Source organism: Arenimonas sp. (genome assembly GCF_044348765.1).
Lineage (GTDB): Bacteria > Pseudomonadota > Gammaproteobacteria > Xanthomonadales > Xanthomonadaceae > Arenimonas.
Map to the genome: position 1 here is coordinate 1 of NZ_JBIKSE010000114.1, position 17102 is coordinate 17102.

The 17102-nt window shown below is 53.9% G+C and carries 22 protein-coding genes; all 22 read right to left on the minus strand.

The window, feature by feature from the left end; all coding sequences use genetic code 11:
• Positions 1–581, minus strand: a 581-nt coding sequence (locus ACIQ0Q_RS09515) for a hypothetical protein (protein ID WP_395772697.1), incomplete at its 3' end; no start/stop codon positions are given.
• Between the two features lie 170 nt (positions 582–751).
• A complete protein-coding gene (locus ACIQ0Q_RS09520; protein ID WP_395772698.1) occupies positions 752–1132 on the minus strand; it encodes a hypothetical protein in 381 nt (126 codons plus the stop codon).
• On the minus strand, positions 1123–1734 hold the full coding sequence (locus ACIQ0Q_RS09525) for a glycoside hydrolase family 19 protein (RefSeq protein WP_395772699.1): 612 nt from the start codon (positions 1732–1734) through the stop codon (positions 1123–1125). Before ACIQ0Q_RS09525 ends, ACIQ0Q_RS09520 begins: the two co-directional genes overlap by 10 nt.
• Complete coding sequence (locus ACIQ0Q_RS09530; protein WP_395772700.1) at positions 1731–2189, minus strand: hypothetical protein; 459 nt, start codon at positions 2187–2189, stop codon at positions 1731–1733. The genes ACIQ0Q_RS09525 and ACIQ0Q_RS09530 overlap by 4 nt, the downstream gene beginning before the upstream one ends.
• Complete coding sequence (locus ACIQ0Q_RS09535; RefSeq protein ID WP_395772701.1) at positions 2173–2463, minus strand: hypothetical protein; 291 nt, start codon at positions 2461–2463, stop codon at positions 2173–2175. Before ACIQ0Q_RS09535 ends, ACIQ0Q_RS09530 begins: the two co-directional genes overlap by 17 nt.
• Positions 2464–2634: 171 nt before the next feature.
• Complete coding sequence (locus ACIQ0Q_RS09540; protein WP_395772702.1) at positions 2635–2853, minus strand: hypothetical protein; 219 nt, start codon at positions 2851–2853, stop codon at positions 2635–2637.
• 12 nt (positions 2854–2865) lie between these two features.
• On the minus strand, positions 2866–3186 hold the full coding sequence (locus tag ACIQ0Q_RS09545; RefSeq protein WP_395772703.1) for a hypothetical protein: 321 nt from the start codon (positions 3184–3186) through the stop codon (positions 2866–2868).
• A 1-nt stretch (position 3187) separates the two neighbouring features.
• On the minus strand, positions 3188–5179 hold the full coding sequence (locus tag ACIQ0Q_RS09550; RefSeq protein ID WP_395772704.1) for a hypothetical protein: 1992 nt from the start codon (positions 5177–5179) through the stop codon (positions 3188–3190).
• Positions 5180–5187: 8 nt separating this feature from the next.
• Positions 5188–5829: a hypothetical protein gene (locus tag ACIQ0Q_RS09555; protein ID WP_395772705.1), complete on the minus strand. Its 642-nt coding sequence runs from the start codon at positions 5827–5829 to the stop codon at positions 5188–5190.
• Between the two features lie 4 nt (positions 5830–5833).
• Positions 5834–6214: a hypothetical protein gene (locus tag ACIQ0Q_RS09560; protein WP_395772706.1), complete on the minus strand. Its 381-nt coding sequence runs from the start codon at positions 6212–6214 to the stop codon at positions 5834–5836.
• The gene (locus tag ACIQ0Q_RS09565) at positions 6211–6831 is read right to left on the minus strand and encodes a hypothetical protein (protein ID WP_395772707.1); all 621 of its coding nucleotides are present in this window, start codon (positions 6829–6831) and stop codon (positions 6211–6213) included. The genes ACIQ0Q_RS09560 and ACIQ0Q_RS09565 overlap by 4 nt, the downstream gene beginning before the upstream one ends.
• Positions 6831–7136: a hypothetical protein gene (locus ACIQ0Q_RS09570; RefSeq protein ID WP_395772708.1), complete on the minus strand. Its 306-nt coding sequence runs from the start codon at positions 7134–7136 to the stop codon at positions 6831–6833. The genes ACIQ0Q_RS09565 and ACIQ0Q_RS09570 overlap by 1 nt, the downstream gene beginning before the upstream one ends.
• Before the next feature lie 57 nt (positions 7137–7193).
• On the minus strand, positions 7194–8156 hold the full coding sequence (locus ACIQ0Q_RS09575; RefSeq protein ID WP_395772709.1) for a DUF5309 domain-containing protein: 963 nt from the start codon (positions 8154–8156) through the stop codon (positions 7194–7196).
• Between the two features lie 15 nt (positions 8157–8171).
• On the minus strand, positions 8172–9182 hold the full coding sequence (locus ACIQ0Q_RS09580; protein WP_395772710.1) for a hypothetical protein: 1011 nt from the start codon (positions 9180–9182) through the stop codon (positions 8172–8174).
• 22 nt (positions 9183–9204) lie between these two features.
• The gene (locus tag ACIQ0Q_RS09585) at positions 9205–9435 is read right to left on the minus strand and encodes a hypothetical protein (protein ID WP_395772711.1); all 231 of its coding nucleotides are present in this window, start codon (positions 9433–9435) and stop codon (positions 9205–9207) included.
• On the minus strand, positions 9435–11657 hold the full coding sequence (locus ACIQ0Q_RS09590) for a hypothetical protein (RefSeq protein ID WP_395772712.1): 2223 nt from the start codon (positions 11655–11657) through the stop codon (positions 9435–9437). Before ACIQ0Q_RS09590 ends, ACIQ0Q_RS09585 begins: the two co-directional genes overlap by 1 nt.
• Positions 11657–13984, minus strand: coding sequence for a hypothetical protein (locus ACIQ0Q_RS09595; RefSeq protein ID WP_395772713.1), 2328 nt, complete (start codon positions 13982–13984; stop codon positions 11657–11659). Before ACIQ0Q_RS09595 ends, ACIQ0Q_RS09590 begins: the two co-directional genes overlap by 1 nt.
• Positions 13985–14032: 48 nt before the next feature.
• Entirely contained in the window at positions 14033–14209 is a 177-nt protein-coding gene (locus tag ACIQ0Q_RS09600; RefSeq protein ID WP_395772714.1) for a DUF6496 domain-containing protein, read from the minus strand.
• Positions 14206–14496, minus strand: a complete 291-nt coding sequence (locus tag ACIQ0Q_RS09605) for a DUF6321 domain-containing protein (protein WP_395772715.1) — start codon at positions 14494–14496, stop codon at positions 14206–14208. The genes ACIQ0Q_RS09600 and ACIQ0Q_RS09605 overlap by 4 nt, the downstream gene beginning before the upstream one ends.
• Positions 14497–14507: 11 nt before the next feature.
• Positions 14508–14930, minus strand: a complete 423-nt coding sequence (locus tag ACIQ0Q_RS09610; protein WP_395772716.1) for an endonuclease VII domain-containing protein — start codon at positions 14928–14930, stop codon at positions 14508–14510.
• A 216-nt stretch (positions 14931–15146) separates the two neighbouring features.
• Positions 15147–16556: a terminase large subunit domain-containing protein gene (locus ACIQ0Q_RS09615; protein ID WP_395772717.1), complete on the minus strand. Its 1410-nt coding sequence runs from the start codon at positions 16554–16556 to the stop codon at positions 15147–15149.
• The coding region (locus ACIQ0Q_RS09620) for a recombinase family protein (protein WP_395772718.1) at positions 16543–17102 on the minus strand (560 nt) is incomplete at its 5' end. The genes ACIQ0Q_RS09620 and ACIQ0Q_RS09615, both read right to left, overlap by 14 nt.

Consider the following 17102-nt stretch of genomic DNA (forward strand, 5'->3'; position numbering starts at 1 on the left):
GATGCACCAAGAGCAAACATCGAGCGTTCGTTTGTGACAAGAACGCCCGTGTTAGATGTTGGCGCGTTCGTTACGACAGCAGCCTTTGTCGGCGTTGTCGTATCCAACTGCCACTCATAAATCTTGCCGTCAAAGTTTGAGCAGCCGACGAGATACTCGCCCCATGTATCCAGCGTCCATGTCGTGGCCGGGGTAACAACGCCAACGTCTGGGCGTGGCGTGCCGTAGAAGCCAGCACTGTAGAGGCCAACGCCATAGCCACCGCCAACAGACGCATTCGGGTTGCCGGGAACAAAACCGACAGGCGTGATGTCCACAATCACACTGGACTGTGTAATAGCGTAAAGCTTCGAGTGCGTACCGACGGAGATGTAGCGGGTGCTGTTGTTAGAGCGCCATGCAATCATGCCACGGGCTTTACCGGTAAGAGCGGTTGTGGTTCGTTCCTGCCACCCGCCGACGGGACGCATCATCCCCTCAACCCAGCGCACAAGGTTCACGTCATACCACCGGCCAGAACTGTCAAGTTCGGTTCCGTTGCGGTAAACACCCGGCGGGATACTGATAGGGATAAGCGCCATTTAATTACCTGTGCGTAAGACTAAAGTTCTTATATCACTTATTTGGGATTTTTACAGCCTCTTCCCATGCTTGAACTGTCAAGCGATGCTTTACACTACAATCCGTGTACTTTGCAATGATGTCGGCTTCCCAAAGCGCCCGCTCAGGGTCGATCAGCACCAGTGGCGGATTACTCAGAGTCGGACACTTCGCTGCTAGGTTTGCCGGAGGAAGCGGCATTGGCGTCACGGACACCGCTTTCGAGCAACCCGCGCACAGCATCAGGAGCAGCGCAATCAGCAGGGGTGGCAGGAACCGTTTTGTATATTTCACGAATAGTGTTGGTTCGTTCGGTTGCCACGACATTGGCTTGATCTCGTTCGTATTCGTAGGTTTGCGAAACATTATCTACTACCTCTTGTTTTTTGGCCCGTAGCTTCTCAGCTTTTTCCAGCGCCTTTGCATATGCGGCATCGCACTGCCAGTCACGGACTTTATATCCAGAGGCCGCACCAAGAATAAGCGCACCGCCAACGGCATATAACAGGATTGAGTTGGGCATCAAAGCCATGCGGCGTACTTCTTCGTCTTGGCCTTGCGGTCATCAAGGCCGTGCGTGCCACCGTTAATGCGCTTCGTCAGCGCGAGGATTGCGCCGTCGCCGACGCCTTGATCGCAGATGCCCCACAATTTGTTCTTGTCAAAGAACCACAACGCGCTCTCAAAACACAGTTCACCCGACACAAGGTCGGGGTTATCCATTATTTGGGGTCGTCCGATGTAGCTTGCGAAAGCTTGGTAATTTGCTTTTCCAGTAAGTTGGAGAGCGCCACGTCCACGGAACTTCCAGCCATCCCCAGACGCTTCATCACCATTGCCCATGCGATTTGCGTATACCCGATTAGCAATCTTTTTTGGCTGGCGTTCATACGCTTTAGCCATTGCATCAGTAGGGAAATACTTCCTAAAAATGCTGCGAAGTCCTTTTGCGCCATAGTTCAAATTCTCCGAGAATGCTTTGAAGCCGCCGCTTTCATGCGCAGTTTGAGCAAAGAAATGTGCAGCACGATCAGGTGATAGCTTATAAAAAGCCGCAGCTTTCCTAAAAGTACCCGGACCGAATGCGCCATCTGCCGTTACTCCGATCTTCTTTTGCAGTTCAACAAGGCTCATCTGCCAGCCCCCCGCCAATCAGGGAAGTCGTTTTCGTCAACTACGCCGTCGCCATTGGCGTCATAGCGTAGGTCGTTGCGATACTTTTCCCACGGCTCCATCTCGTCGTCTTCGTCCTCTTCAGGCTCATCGATAAAGACTGTGGCGTTCGGATCGCTGTATGGCTTGGGGGCTTCTGGCTCCGGCTCAGGCTCTTTGTCACGCGCATTGGCGTTGAGGCTCAGCCCGCCCAGCAGGCCGACGAATGCACCGATGATGGTCTGGAACGCAGGGTTAATCATCTCAATGATGGCCGTGCTATCAACAACGTCGTTGGGAACAAACAGACCTACGGCCAGTGTCAGCACAACAACAAGGATAACTGCCGACAGCGTGACGATGGCCACGCGCACAACAAACTCAACGGTGTCGTTCACGCCGTCTTGCTTGCTTTCAAAACTATTGAGGAAACTCATTATCTTCTCCTTCGTCTGGCTTCTTGGGTTTCATAGAGCCATTGCCCTGCCCCGCCATAAGCCCAGCCAATGCCCCAACGATAAACGTAGCTATCGGGTTAATTAGCTTAAAAAATTCCGCGTCGTTGGGGGATTGGCCCTCCATCGGCTGCGATACAAATATCAGCGAATACAACACCGTCGCCACGATAAACATAAGCGTAAACGAAAGCACGACGCCGACGATGAAACGCAGCAGTTCCTCCGGCGACCAGTATTTAACCTTCTTCGACAAATTCGTTCTCACCTGTATTTATCAACCACTCCGTGCAGTAGCCCATAGCTACACATTTGGGCTTCTTGCAAATATCCTCCTGCCAGTTCGCTGGGTCTTGGCAGTCGTAACGATAGCGGTCTTCGCAACCCATGAGGGCCAAAGCCGCAAGGGGTAGCAGAAACCACTTCATTACCGATCTGCCTTATGATCCAGCTTGTCTTCAATCCGGCGGAGGTGCATCATCACCTCGTCAAACTTCTTGTCGATGGCGTTGAACTTTTCCTCGCCGTAGTCTAGCTTCGTCTCAAGAATTGCGAGACGATTGCTCAACTGCGTCCACACGCCAATAAGTCCGAAGACACCAGCGACTACAGTTAGAAGGGTATCAAGGCCGAAGCTGGTATCCATCGTGCTTTTCCTTTAGCCCCAAGGAAGAGGTGGATTAACAACTGGCGGGTTCTTGGCGTTCTCGATTTGAGTTACAAGGCTTGCTTCAACTGCGGCGACAGCTTCTTCGCCCATTGCAGCGTGTACCCAACCGATTACCTGCGCTTCGGTCAGGCTGGCGAATGGTGTGAAGGTCGCTTCTGGATCGAGCGTTAGGGATTGTGAGCCGTAGCTGTAACCAGAGAACTCGCCGTCCTGTGCGGCAACCGACCAATGCACGGTGAACACAATGTCAGCGTTACCATCAAACTCTGGGTAGCAGTCAAGCTGCGATACTTTCCAAGTGGTTTCCATTTTACTTTCCTTCTAGTTGTGCCACGCGGGCGCGGAGTGATTGAATTTCTGCGATGAGGAGCGGGATGAATGACTGGTGATCCATCTGCTGGTACTTGTCAGTTCCATCCTCGTTGACGGCATCCTTCTCGCCCGTGACTGCGTAAGGCACAACTTCTTGCGCTTCGTGAGCGACAAGCATTGGGCGGGCAATCGTCGCGCCTTTCATCTTACCGCTGTAGACCTTGAGCGCGTCAATCGTTTCACCCACGTCTGTTACCGGGCCAAGAATATCTTTGGCTCGATAATCAGAAGTGGTGTTATACGCAGTTATACCCGCAGTGCGGTTATATGTAATCCCGCCCCGGAAAGTTGCGCCACTGTTTGTGAAGAACGAAATAAATTCGTTATCTCCGCTGTCCGCATTATTCCAGATTATCTGCACGGGTGTGATGCTGCTGCCTGACACCTTAAAGCATGAGTAGCCTGCAACATTCAGCTTGCCGTCAAAGTAAGATGCTGTCGCTGTCGTCCCCACCAGCAAGTTACCGCTGCTGTCGATGCGGGCGCGCTCTGCGTCACCAGAACCACCGCCGCCTCCGGTGTTGAACGCAAGATAGCCCGATCCTGCGGTTGCTCCATACGGGCGTAACGTCATCTTTCCGGTGTTATATTCGATAATGCCTACGTCGTTTTGGTGCGACGAAAGGTAACTTTTAACCGCAAGAACTCCGTTCGCTGTTATAGACCCCGGTTGCACCGTGGTAACTACAGGCGAACTTATACCAATCCCGACGTCGCCGCTGCTGGTGATGCGCATACGTTCTGTGTTAGTTGTGCTGAATAGCAAGGGGAGAGCCTGAACACTACTCAGAACCGTGTTGCTTGCGTTGGCAAACAGATAGGCGTGGTTCGTACCGTTTACCGCGATTTCGTAAATTGCTCCAGACGAGCCGTTGGTGGTGTTGACTGTGACCGCCTTAGATACACCCGCTACGTTTGGCGAACTCGTACCAATCCCGACGTTGCCGCTGTCTGTGATGCGCACATTCTCCGCACCATTAGAGCCGTCACGGAACGTAATCACGCCGTAGTTAGGGTTGTAGAAACCGAAGTAACCAGTGCCCGTCACCAGCGCCAAGCCCTGCGCAACACCGTCAGTGAAGTTAGAAACCATGCCAGCAGCACCACTATTTACTGTAAGCCTACTCGCTGGCGAACTCGTACCAATCCCTACTTGGCCGCTGGAGTTGATGCGCATACGTTCGGTCGTACCATTACCACCATCGACACCGAACGTCATTGCCGTACCGTTCTGCCCAACCCGGCTGGCCCCATCGGCGCTGTCAGTGAGTTGGATATAAACAGCATTTGTATCTAGCAAATGTAGTTTTGCTTGTGGCGAAGCTGTGCCGATCCCGATGTTGCCGCTATCAGTAAGAATAAAGCGACCATTAGCTACACCGGGGGCGTCAACCCCAATTACTCCGCGACCTGCAAAAGAAGCAAGCACATCTGTGCCAGTGTTTGTGCCGTCAACGCGCAAGGCACTCGCGCTACCATTTACCTGTAACCTATAGCTTGGCGAAGCTGTGCCAATCCCGACGTTCGTGCCAGTGTCGTACACTACAGACGCGCTAACAGCCGATGTGCCGTTGCCCTTGACCAGATAACCAGACGCAAGCGTTGAGGCTCCCGTGCCGCCCTTGGCGACGCCTAACGTCGTGATCGTCGGCTCTTTGGCGTTAAGCTGCGTCTGAATGTTTGAAGAAACAGTATCAAGATAGCTGAGTTCGGTTGGGCTGATCGTCGCGCCATTGGCGGACACGTTGCCCGCGATGGCCAGCGTTTTGCCCGAACCGACATTTAAGCCAACGGATGTCCCTGTGCCATTGGCGGCAAAGAGAGCATCGACTAAATCGAGATCGGTATTAACCTTTGTCCCCCAAGTATCGGCGGACGCGCCGACTTCAGGTTTCGTTAATCCAAGGTTTGTTGTGGTTGTATCAGCCATTTAAGTCCTCACGCAGCTTGCTGCCATATTTCTGCTGTATCAGAAATTGGCGTCCATGTCTCGTTTGTTATTGATTGCGGTGTCCAAGTTTCTGCAATCGCTTCGACGGGTGTCCAAGTCTCAGATGTATCAGTCTCCGCAGTCCACGTTTCCGGCGTGATTGGCTGCGGCTCCCACTTCTTTGTGGCGTTAATCGTGACGCTAGATTGGGCGTTGCAGACAACAGATGTCGGCGTCTTGCGAACCACAGACACGCTTGCCGATGAGGCTGCGTTCGTCGTGATGCTGACAAGGAACACGCCCTGCAAGGACACCGTGACGCTAGAAACGGCGTTGATCGCGCATGAAGCGAACTGAACACGAGTCGCTGCCACCGATACGCTAGACGTTGCCGTAGAAGTCACAGCGGCGTTCTGCACGCGGTTAACAGTGACAGACGCGCTCGATGTGGCGCTGGCCGTTACCGCAGCGAGATTAACCTTCTGCGCGGTGACCGTCGTCGATGATGAGGCTGTGCTGGAGACAGCGGCCAGCAGAATGCGTTGCGCGGAGACGGCAGCACTAGACGCGGCATTGACGGTGATAGACGCCTCTTTGGGGTCTATCCCATAATTACCGCGTCCGTATAGACCGCTGCCGTAGCCAGCCATCTACTTAGTCCAGATTGATGTCGAAGTCGCCCGCAGGAATACGGAGAACGTCACCGCTTGCAATCGTCTTGCTTGTGGTCAACGCACCATAGGCAAGCATATTGCCGCTAGAAACAGCGTCGAAGACCGCAGCATAGGTCACTGTGCCCCAAGATGCGCTTGCAGTCGGGAACTCAACAGCCGCCGTGTTGGACGCCTGATTGGCCGTTACTGTGAACGCAATCGTTTGGCGAGCATAGGAGCCACCAGAAACTTCCGTGCCTCCGCCGCCTTCGCCCGGATCAGACGTAAACAAGCCGACATACAAAGTAGAAGGCGCGGTGTAAGGCGTTGCACCGAACACATGACCGAGAACCTTGTTCTCAAGATAATTGGAAAAACTCATCCGAATGTCCTTATGCGGGGTTTCAGTTTAGACGAACCAATGCGGGCACGCTCGTCGGCGATGCGCATATCTTCTACCAACTTCTCGTACAAAGAAGTCCAGATGGCGGTGCGTTCATCTTCCTTCAAGTACGGCGCGGACTGAGCCAGCGTGCCATACAGGTAGATGTCTGGGCTTTCAGTCAGAAGCCAGTTAGTCGGCGCTGCGTCAGACAATGGCGTCAGCTTGGCGTAGTAAAGAAGTTCCGCGTCATAAGACCCATCGGGTTGCGGCAGAACTTCAAACTGCTGGCCAACGGTCGTGAAGAACAGCGGTTGGCCTGCGGAACTGTAGGAGTAGCTGTCTTCGAGAAGCTGTTCGGGCGTGACGTAGAGCAGCGGCGTGATAGGGTTTGTGTTCAACTGGAACCGGATTGTTTCTTTCCAGTCAGCAGGAACAGCAAAGTACGGCGTATCCATAGTTGCGGTCGCCCGCGTCACCATCTTGCGGTGACGGATTTGGCGGCTCATCTGCGCTTCAGCAAGCGAGATGAAGTTCGGAATAGCAGCCGTCAGATCGGATCGGTTGAGCCAATCGGCGACTGCGGTCCTCAACTCTGAATACGTCGTAATCGCCATTAAACAGTCCCCGGCCTTGTGCGGAAGTAACGATTGTCAGGATCGTTCAGCCACTTCTTCATCGCCTCTTGGTCTTTAGTTATACCTTGGCGCTCAAGTTCATAATACACTGAAATCGGGATGCTGCCAACCTTTGTCCACTCACCCCAGCGTTCGGGCGCATCGTTAAATTCGCGTTTGTTCTGCTCGATGATTGCTGAAACGTCTTGCTCTTTCGAGATGATCGCTTCGTCCTTACCGGCATCATAATCGTAAAAAGTTTTGACGCCTGTGAAAGCATCGTCGTTGATAAGGCGTTTAGTCATAAAACCCTCAATAGTTAGATGAGGGGGCACTATGCCCCCTCACCCAGATAGACCTTCTTACGAAGTGGTCAAGTCAGCTACGATACCGTGAGCGGCTTGGTTGTTCACCTTCAGACCGTACTCAACAAGCAACAGAGCCTTCTCGGCGTCACCAGTTTTCGCCAAGTCCATCTTCTGGATTGGACGAAGAACTGCCAACGATGCGTAGTCAGGATCGACGATGAACGCATCGCGGTCGCGCTGGAAGCGGTTAGGAACGATGTTGACCGTACCGAAGTCAGACACATAAACGTCGGCTGCGCCGATGATTTGCGCCTGCTGGCCAGCAGGAACGTCACGGAAACGTGTGGCGATACCTGTGAAACCGGAAGCGACCGTCTTGTTGAACGGACCAACCATCAGCATCTTAGGCGTACCACCCGAAGTCCAGACGCTCTGGATAACACCCTTCAACAGTGTTTCCGTGAACGCACGCTGCGTACCATCGGTACGAGCAGCAGTTGGGGTCGAGCCAACAGTTGGGTTCGCACCACCTGAACCGAACGAGGTGTTCGAAGTCAACCACGCAGGCAGACCAGCAGTACGACGTGCAGTTGTGGTGTTACCAGCAACCGAAGCTTGGTTGGCAAGCAATGCGCTTTCCATGTCGCGCTTCAGTTCCGAACCCAGCTTTGCAAGCTGATAGGTCATTTCGTTACGACGACCAGCCTTATCGACTGCTTCAAGCGTACCGGAGATTACGACGTTCTTCGTACTGATCTGCGTGTAGTTACCAACGCGAGCGGTTGGCGTAACAGCAGTGAACGAAGAAATGTCGTCACCTTCAAGCGCGGCGTTAGAAGCTGAGGCCGCAGCCAAAACGTCTGTCTGCCATTCGTAGTAGGTGTTCTTGACGCTCTCGCGGCCGATGTTCGAAATGAACGGGGTTTCTTCTGGCGAGATGTTATAGATAACGTTCGACAAGTCTTCACGAATACCGATAGCGGAGTACCGGGTAAATGTATTTGCTACAATAGCCATTAGTTCAAATCCTTATTAAATGAGTTTATCCAACAAGGCCGCTGCGTCTGCAACACGGCCTGTACGCGCAAGGCGCTGGGACGCTTTCTTTACATCGGAAGAACGGTTATTGACTTGAGTTCCTGAAGAACCGGGGCGAACGATCCGGGCAACCTTCTTTGGCTGGGCCTTCACTTTTTCCACTTTCTTCGAACCCTTATCAAACATCATAGCTTTGCGAAGGATTGCGACGTGACTGGCTTGAACAAGTGCGCTTAGGTCGCGTTCACTAAACCCATTGTTTATAGCCCATTCACGAAGTTCCTTAGCTTCGCTTTGCATTGTACCTTCGTCTTTCCATTCCGGAATGACTTCGGTGAGTTTGGCGCGCTCTGACTGCACAATGTCAGCCAATGCCCGCTGTTGCTCTTTGGTCATCTCTTGAGCAATCCGCTGCTGTTCAGTATTAATAGCCTGAAGTTTAGCGGCTCGTTCCTGACGAGACTTATTCCAATGCCGTTCTAACCGCGCCGCCTCAATGGGGTCTTCATTATAAAGATTGTCCCAATCAGGCTCAGCCTCGGACTGTACCTCAAGTTGCGCTTTAAGCGCAGGTAGCAGTTCCGCGTATTGAGCGCGTTCCATTCGGATCGCTTCGGCTTCGCCTTGGAACGACTTGCGTTCTTCGGCTAATGCCTGAGTTTTCCGTGTGTAATCCGAATAACGAGAATAACCTTTCCGAAGTTCGTCAAGGGTGACTTCCGTTTCTTCACCGTCAAGTTTAACCTTGATGGTTAGATCGTCAGGAAGTTCCTGTTCGATAACCTCTTCGTTGTCGTCCTCTTCATCCGGGTCAGACTGTTCGTCTTCATCTTCTTCCGAGTAATCCTCGGCTTCAGTTTCTTCCGCGTCGTCCTGAGCCTCTTCAGGCTCTTGCGCCTCGGCCTCGTCTTGGGTGTCCTCATCAGGGCCAAGCAATTGGTCGATGGCTAGTGTTGCTTCGTGGAGGCCGATCCCTGCACTGGGGTTGCCGACTTGTTCCGTCATATAGCACCTTCTTTGTTAAATGTTAACTCCTCGATTGGGCGACTAGGCCGTCATCAAGAATTGCCTGTAGGCGGGCTTTCAACCGCTCAAGTCCTTTGAGCGTGTGAAATATGTCAGAGCGTCCGCTATAGTCAGTATGTGCTGACATACGCCACTCTTCAAAAATATCTTTTTCCACTGCGGCAAATGCCTCCTTGAGAATGTCATCCTCAAGAAGACGCTTTGCGTGGTTAGCTTTTGTAATAGGGTCCATTAGATCAACGGCTCGTATCTAGGGTTGGTTACCATTGCGGGCTGTGCTTGCGGCGCTGCCATAATGGGTTGCGCTTGGGGAGCAGCACCCGCAGAGAGAAGGCCGTAGCCCGGCTGGAAGAACATAGCTTCTGGGCCAAAACCATACCGCTCATAATCTATGATGTTTGGGTTGGCGCGCATATCTTGGCCTGTACCAAAGCCTACGCCCGTGCCAAATGGGGAGACATATGGCGTGGTCGGTCCTGTACTGCCGCCGCCAGCCAGAAGGTTTTTTAGAAGATCGGCCCCGACACCACCGAGGGATAGGAGTTGAGGTACGCTTAGACCAGTGCCGAGAACGTCGTTAAACTTAAACTTATTTTCCGATGGCTGCTCCGCCGCAAGCGCGGAGTCAGGGGTCATTGGGGCGAGTATAGCGGGTAGGCCAGCAAGTGCCGGTCCCAGAGCGGGTTCTTGCGTGACAGTAGGCACGTTCCCTGTAACCACAATGTCACTGGCGTAAGGCTCGTTGTAATTAGTCAGGTATGGGTCTGGGGTCATTGGGGCGAGTATAGCGGGCAGACCGGCAAGTGCGGACCCTAGACCGGGGTCTTGCGTGACAGTAGGCACGTTGCGACTTGTCACTACGATTTCTTCGGGCATCGTCGTAGTGGGTTCTTGCCGAGGAGTGGGTTGCGCTGCTTGCGGTAGAGCCGCTTGGGCCACCACATTACCCACTGTTGATCCAAGAAGGCTAGGCGCTGCGCTTGTCGCTGCTGTTCCCGCTGCGTTTACGATGATGGGGGCCGCTGCGCCACTAACGCCCGCAGGGATCGCTGCGCTTGTAAGGCTACCAAAGTTAAGACCTTGGAGCGCATTCGGAATTAAGTCTGCGTTGACGCCGGTCATGGGTGCCGGCGTAGCAGGCCCAAACACTTGGCCCCCAACATACGCCGTGCCTCCAGCAAGAGCCGCCCGCTTTAAAGCATCTTCAAGATCACGGCCTTGTAGGGCACTTGAGGCGGCAGAGCCAAGAGCCGCGCCGATAACTGGGCCAACGCCGGGAATGAATGACGCGGCAAACGGAAGAACAGTATCAGCTAAAAAACCAAGACCGCTTTGCGACGGAGCTGCGTAGGCAACGTCGATGTAACGGTTTGGGCCAATGCTGCCATCGACTATTGTGTTTTCGCCTTTTTGTATTTTAAAGTTAGCGTTTTTCCCAAGGTCATCACTGAGGCTTTGGGCCACGGCAACCGCTCTCTTCGCGCCCTCAACGCCAACACCGCTGAAGATAACATTACCTTTACCGTCCACAACGCGAACCTCTTGTTCGTCGTAGATATCGAACGTGTTATCATCTCCAAAGGAAAGCCCTTTTTTACCAGCGTATGGGCCTACAATAGATGTTCCGCGAGGCGGCGTGTTGGCTGCGGCCCTTCGATCCGCCATCTGTTCGGGTGTCAGCGGAGCCGCGACAGGTGCGGCGGTTTCAACAGGTGCGGCGGTTTCAACAGGAGCCGCAAGAGGCCCCGCCAAAGGTGCAGCAACCGGAGCCGCGGTTTCAACAGGGGCGGCAAGAGGTCCGGCCAACGGTGCGGCCTCAACGGTCGCAGGCTCCACGGCTGGTGTGTAAACTGGTTCTGGCGCTGGAGCAACAGCCGCAGCTTGAGCCTGTGCCGCAGCTTGAGCCTGTGCCGCAGCTTGAGCCTGTGCCGCAGCTTGAGCCTGTGCCGCAGCTTGAGCCTGTGCCGCAGCTTGAGCCGCAGCCTGTTCCGCGAAAGCGCGTTCTTGAGCGGCGCGTTCAGCGGCAGCGCGTGCTTCTTGCGCACGTATATCATTCAGTTCGGTTTGCTGTCTTTGAGCGGCGGCTTCTGCGGCTGCGGCTTGTTCCGCCGCAACTCTTTCAGCTTGCGCTCTTGCAGCTAGTTCTTGGGCTGCGGCAACACGTTGGGCTTCTGCGGCGGCAGCTTGTTGTGCAGCTACTTGTTCGGCAGCCAACTGCTCCGCAGATATTTGCGGCGCGGTAAACCCGTTAGTAATTGCTCCGATAAGGCCGTAATCCTCCGCCATATACGGAGGGATATCCGCGATGCCGGTAGTGCTTTGGTAATCGTAAGTTGGGGTAGGCTCAGCAACAGGCGGGAAATACTGCCCTATGGCAGCGGCAATGTCCTGTTGGAACGCAGGGCTGTTGAAATAGTCCGCGTCAAACTGTGGCATGTAATAATCTTCATACATTACATCATACCTTCCGGCGGTATTTCAGGTTGCATTTCGGTTGGCATCTGTGCTTGCTGAACTGCCTGCGCCATCTGTGCGTTCTGCGTGGCCTGTGCAGCTTGCACCGCCGCACGATCCATCTCGCCCTGCTGGCGCAGCAACTCACGGTCGCGCTGCATCAACGCTTCGATGTTGGCTGTGTTGACTTGCGCGCCGTACTTGGCTTCAATCTCGGCTGCCTTAATCATCATATCGGCATCGAGTTTGTCGCGCTCACGGTCGTCCTTGCGCAGCATTTCTTCGCGCTGCAACTCAAGTTCCGCTGCCTTCTTCTGGATGTCCGCACGAATTGCTTCCATCTGAACCTGAGACAGCATCTCTTCCGGTGTCGGCTGCGGTGGCGCAGGCGGTGGCGGAGGCGGCATCATGGCTGGGTCTTTGAAGAATACAGTTGGGTCTTTGTATCCAGCCAGCGCCATCATCTGAGCCAGCGTGTTATAGTAGCCCTGCATGTCCACCAGCGGAGCGCCCATCTGCATCAGCATCTCTTGCTTGGCAGCGACTTGGCCTAAGAACGCCATCTTCTCTTCGTTGCTACCAGTCCCGATAGCGACGTTGACGACGACATCCATGCTTGCGTCCCACACCCGTGGGTCAATCGGCACGAACGTGTTGCGCAGACGCACCATGCGCGGAGCGTCTTGGTTCTTGGCGATAAGCTGCAACGACTTGCGGAACAGACCCTTCATGCCCGTCTCGGCAAAGATACGGCAGATCAGTTCGATATGTTGCGCCGCAGCAGTAATCGTGGCGGCGACAGCAGCGCGGGTCGAAGACTGAAGCGCATTCGCATCGAGGCCAGACGCGGCCTTGGAAATACCTGTACGGTTCTCGCGCAGTTCGTCCATGTACTGCAACATCGGGAAAGCTTGCTGCCCGACGAACGGCATCGTGAACGGCTGCACCATGCCCGGTGCGCGCATACGGATGATGCCACCGACTTCGGTGTTCATTACGTCTTCAAGATTGACTTGGCCTTCGACAACACCCGTGCGTGGGTGGATAGACTGGGCCAAGCTGTCCAGCGTGTTACGCAGGATATTCGACTTGATAAGCTGAATGTCCATCGTCACGTCGGCAATCGACATGCCGAAGAATGTGTGCGGCTCTGGATCAGGGCAGAAGTCTACGAACGGAATAAAGTCGCAGGGTTCGTAGTGAAGTATCTTGTTGGCCGTGCCAGCAACGCAGACGCGGCAAAGTTCCGCGATCCCGTCGCCGTCCATGTCAACATACACATAGCCCTCGATGTAAAGGACTTTGCGAGATGTCGTATCTGTCCGGCCTGTGATCTGAACGAAAGCTTGCGGGTTACGGTCAAAGGCTTCTTGGTTGCCTTCAAAGTCATCGAGCGTTTCGTAGCCAAGGTCTTGGACCTCATCGAAATCATAGCCCATCTTTACAAGATCGGATACGGTAACGTAGCGACGGTGGGCTACAAATTCGGCTGTCTCGATAGAGCGCGCACGGCGGTCAATCAGGAACTCTTCGGGCGGTACGGACTGGACGCACAGGCGGCCCTTCTCCGTGGTGCGGACAACGGTGCAGTCGTATGTTGCGGGTGGGGGAGGAGGCTCCATGCCCATCATTTCTGGTGGAACCATCGGCACTGGGCCGTAGGTAATCTCTACGTCCTTGACTTCGATATTCTCATCGGCCTGAAGAACCGAGAAGGTAGCTTCGTCCAGACCCGTGAAGTAGTGGGTCGTGACATCCTTCTCGGTATTCCACCAAACTTTCATGATACCGTTCTTACGGATCAGTGCGTCCTTGAATGTGGAGTAGCATTCATTAAATAGGTTGTTATCGCGTGTCAGGCAGTAGTTGACGTAATCCGTCGCTTGCTGCGCACTGTCAATATCTTCTGGGCCATTCGGCGCAAACTCAACGACGTTGTTCGCCGCGAAAAATACTTTCATGATCGACGGCATCATGGCCTGTACAGTATCCCGTACATCCATAGACATTGCCTGCGACCGGCCTTCCTCTTCGTTGCCGAAGGGTTCGCCCTTATAGTACTGGCCCGCAAGCGCACGCTCCGGCGAGATCACATCGTCGATGTAGTCCTGCGCGTCGTCAATCTCAGCGGTGATAATGTTCTGGAGTTCTTCTTCGGATACAGGGTCTTCTACCTGTTCGTCTTCCATTTCCGGCTCTTCAATAGTAACTTCCGTACCGTCGGGAAGTTCCATCGAAGTTTCATCGGACATATCTTCGCTATCGTCGTTTTCAGAATTGGCGTTGGGAACACCCGTATCCTGATACATACGGTTGTTCTTAGCCATCTGATCCTTAGTCGGCTTACGATTATTGCGATATGCCATATTTTAGCCTTACTTCTTTTTTGACTTGCCAGCTTCGGACAGGGCGATAGCTATAGCCTGTTTACGCGATTTAGCCAAGGGAGCCTTTGCAGGGCCTTTAGGATTTACGCCAGCGTGCAATGTGCCGCGCTTATACTCGCCCATGACCTTGGCCACTTTCTTGTCGGCCTTAGTAGGTTTCTTCATTTTGACTTCCCCTTGTTTCGGGTTGATATGGCTTTGGCTTTGGACTTCGCGTCTGCTTTAGATGACGCACCCCACGCTTGCAGAGATAGGAGAAGGCGGGTTGGTTCGCCTTTCGCATTACGCTCCGGCCCCGGCATATTGCCCATACGCGCTAAGAATGACGCCCTCCGTGGATTATCCCCTGATTTAACAGGCGCTTTCAAGTTGGCCCCTTCGGTCTTCTTGAAGTGGCTACGTCCCGCTTCATTCAGGCCGCCCTTCGGATTTTGAAAACGCTTCGCAACCATGCAACCAAAACCTATTTCTTTGACGCATACGCGCCGCGCTCACTCAAATACACGATGGCCCGATAAAGAATACTGGTATTTTCTCTCGCGTGGCCTAGCATTAAATTACACATCGAACAAAGTATGCCGCGCACATCACCCGTATCGTGGTTGTGATCAACGGCAACTGGTCGCTTTCCCTTATACGCTATTGTATTCGATATTTCTACCTCGCAAATAGGGCAAGCAAAATTCTGGTTGGCGAGGAGTGTTTGGTACTCATCGACGCTAAGACCGTACCGGCGTTGGAGATTACGGGCGTGATTGTAGTCTGGCTGGGAGTCTCTGAAGCGGCGTTGGTCTTCGCGCACGCACGGCTTACAGGCGCGTCTCTGGAAATAGAAGTCATCAGTCGGCTTCTCTTCGCCACATTTTGGACAAGTTTTTGTTTCCACGGGTACGCTCCCTACGGACGCCTATAGCTTAAAGTTTATGGAAAAGCAAAAAAGCAGGGTGGCGGCGTTTCGAATGAGATGGGAGTTGCATATCATTCAGTCGCTATTACCGGCGGCACAGCCTCGCGCACCCCTTAGCACCCAAGACGCCCGGCAGGAGAGGGAGAGAGAAAAAACCTGCCGAGCAAGACAAATATATCACATCTTTTATTTATGTCAAACTACCCCCTTAATATTTCTACGCAGTGCGCCTGACTTGTTGGCCATCGAGTAGCCGTGCATGATGGTTGATATATCCGTGGCGAGGCACAAGCATAAAGCATCCGCCTTGTCGGGTGACGGAAGCCCGCGCTTCTTCATGCTCTCCTTGCTCTCCACCTGCATCTTGCCCGACGAGGTAAAGGTGTAACGCGGTGACGCCAACTCGGCGAACAACTGTTCGTCCTTCGGTATCTTAACGTCACGGTTCGCCAGCCACCCTTTGCACTTGAACCACAACTCGGCGCGTAGGTTGGCGTAAGTTCCTTTCAGCGCGGGGCTTTCCGCAACGTTGATCCCACGCGCTGGCAAACCCAGTTCGCGCAGACGGTCAAGCACGCCTGCCCCTAACCCGATGCTATCGACCAGTATCTCGACTGGCTGTTCCGATGGCGTCAGCGCCTCGAACTCGGCCACGACTGCGCCGGTTAGCTGCATCAGGTCCAGACCTTTCCAAGTCTGTATCTCTTCGACAACTGGGCCGCGCCGCTTGGCGAGTGCGCTTGCGTCGGAACCCATACGCGCAACGTCTAAGCCCCATACGCTCTTGGTGTTCTTGGCAATCTTGATCTCGCGGTTCATGGCTCCGTCGATCAACTCGACAGGTATAACCGTATCTTCTTCACGCGGCGGGAAGTTACCCAAAACACGGACATGGTAGGCCGGGCTGTCTTCGCCGTATCGCAACTGCATCTCTCGGACGAACGCATCGGATACGCGTGGGCTGTCGAGGCAGCTAACGTGGAATGTTTTCCATTCGCCCTTCAAACGGTTGTGGGTGTCGTAGAATAATCCGGTGTTTCGCGTTGGGTTTCCGAGAAGAAGCGTTGTCGCATTGTGGCCCGACATAGAACCGGACGCGGCTTCATACACACTTTCAGGTATACCGGACGCCTCATCGGCGACGAGCAGCACGTTGTCGGCGTGGATACCTTGCAAGGCTTCGGGCGTTTCCGCCCGGCTCGTTCTGGCGGAGATAAAGGCTTCACTCGATGCGGCCTTCAATTCGATACGGTCGGCCTTGACTTCGATCAGAACCTTCAGCACTTCGGGCAGTTCATTGACCCATCGCTTCAGTTCCGCGAACATCGCATCGAACAACTGTGCGGATGTCGGCGCAGTCACAACAACCTTCACCGGATACCGCGTCAGGAAGTAATGCAGCATGGCCCAGCTTGCAGCCGTTGACTTACCTACACCGTGGCCTGAGCGAACGGAGATACGGCGGTTCCCGGCGCTAATCGCTTTCAGAAACTCGATCTGCCACGGGTCTGGCTTGGTCCTTAGAATATCGCGCACGAACCCTACGGGATCATCGCGGTACTTCTTCAGAAACTCCAAAAAGAAGTTTGGTTCAGATTTCGTCATTCTTATCTCCCCTTATTACGCGTGCGATTGTTTGGTGGCTAACTGATATACCATGACGCTTTGCTACGATAATAGCAATATCGCGGTAGCTATGACCTTTAACGCGTGCGGCTTTCATTGTTATCAATGCGTCCTGCGCGTTTGGCTCTGGGTGCAGCTTGGCCTTGCGGCCTGTGCCCGACTTCTTAAATCCGAATGGCACTTTGCCACCGACATATCCGCCCTGCGAACGCTTGGCTCTCTTACCGGCGGTGACACGTTCTCTGATACGGCGGCGCTCTTCGCCGGAGAAGACAGCCATGATCTCTAGCATGAAGCGTCCGTTCGGGTTGGCCTTGTCCATCACATTGCCGTAGCCGTTGATGATGAGATTAATGTTCGCCGTCTCCCAGTCGGCAATCACGTTTAGTGCGTCTCTCGCATCGCGAAACATACGGTCCAGCTTCGATACGATAACGGTATCGCCCGGCCGGAGGAACGCCAGCTTGCAGCCTTCTTCTCGGCGTAGCAGCGGGACACCGCCAGAGACGCCGCGCTCTTCGTATA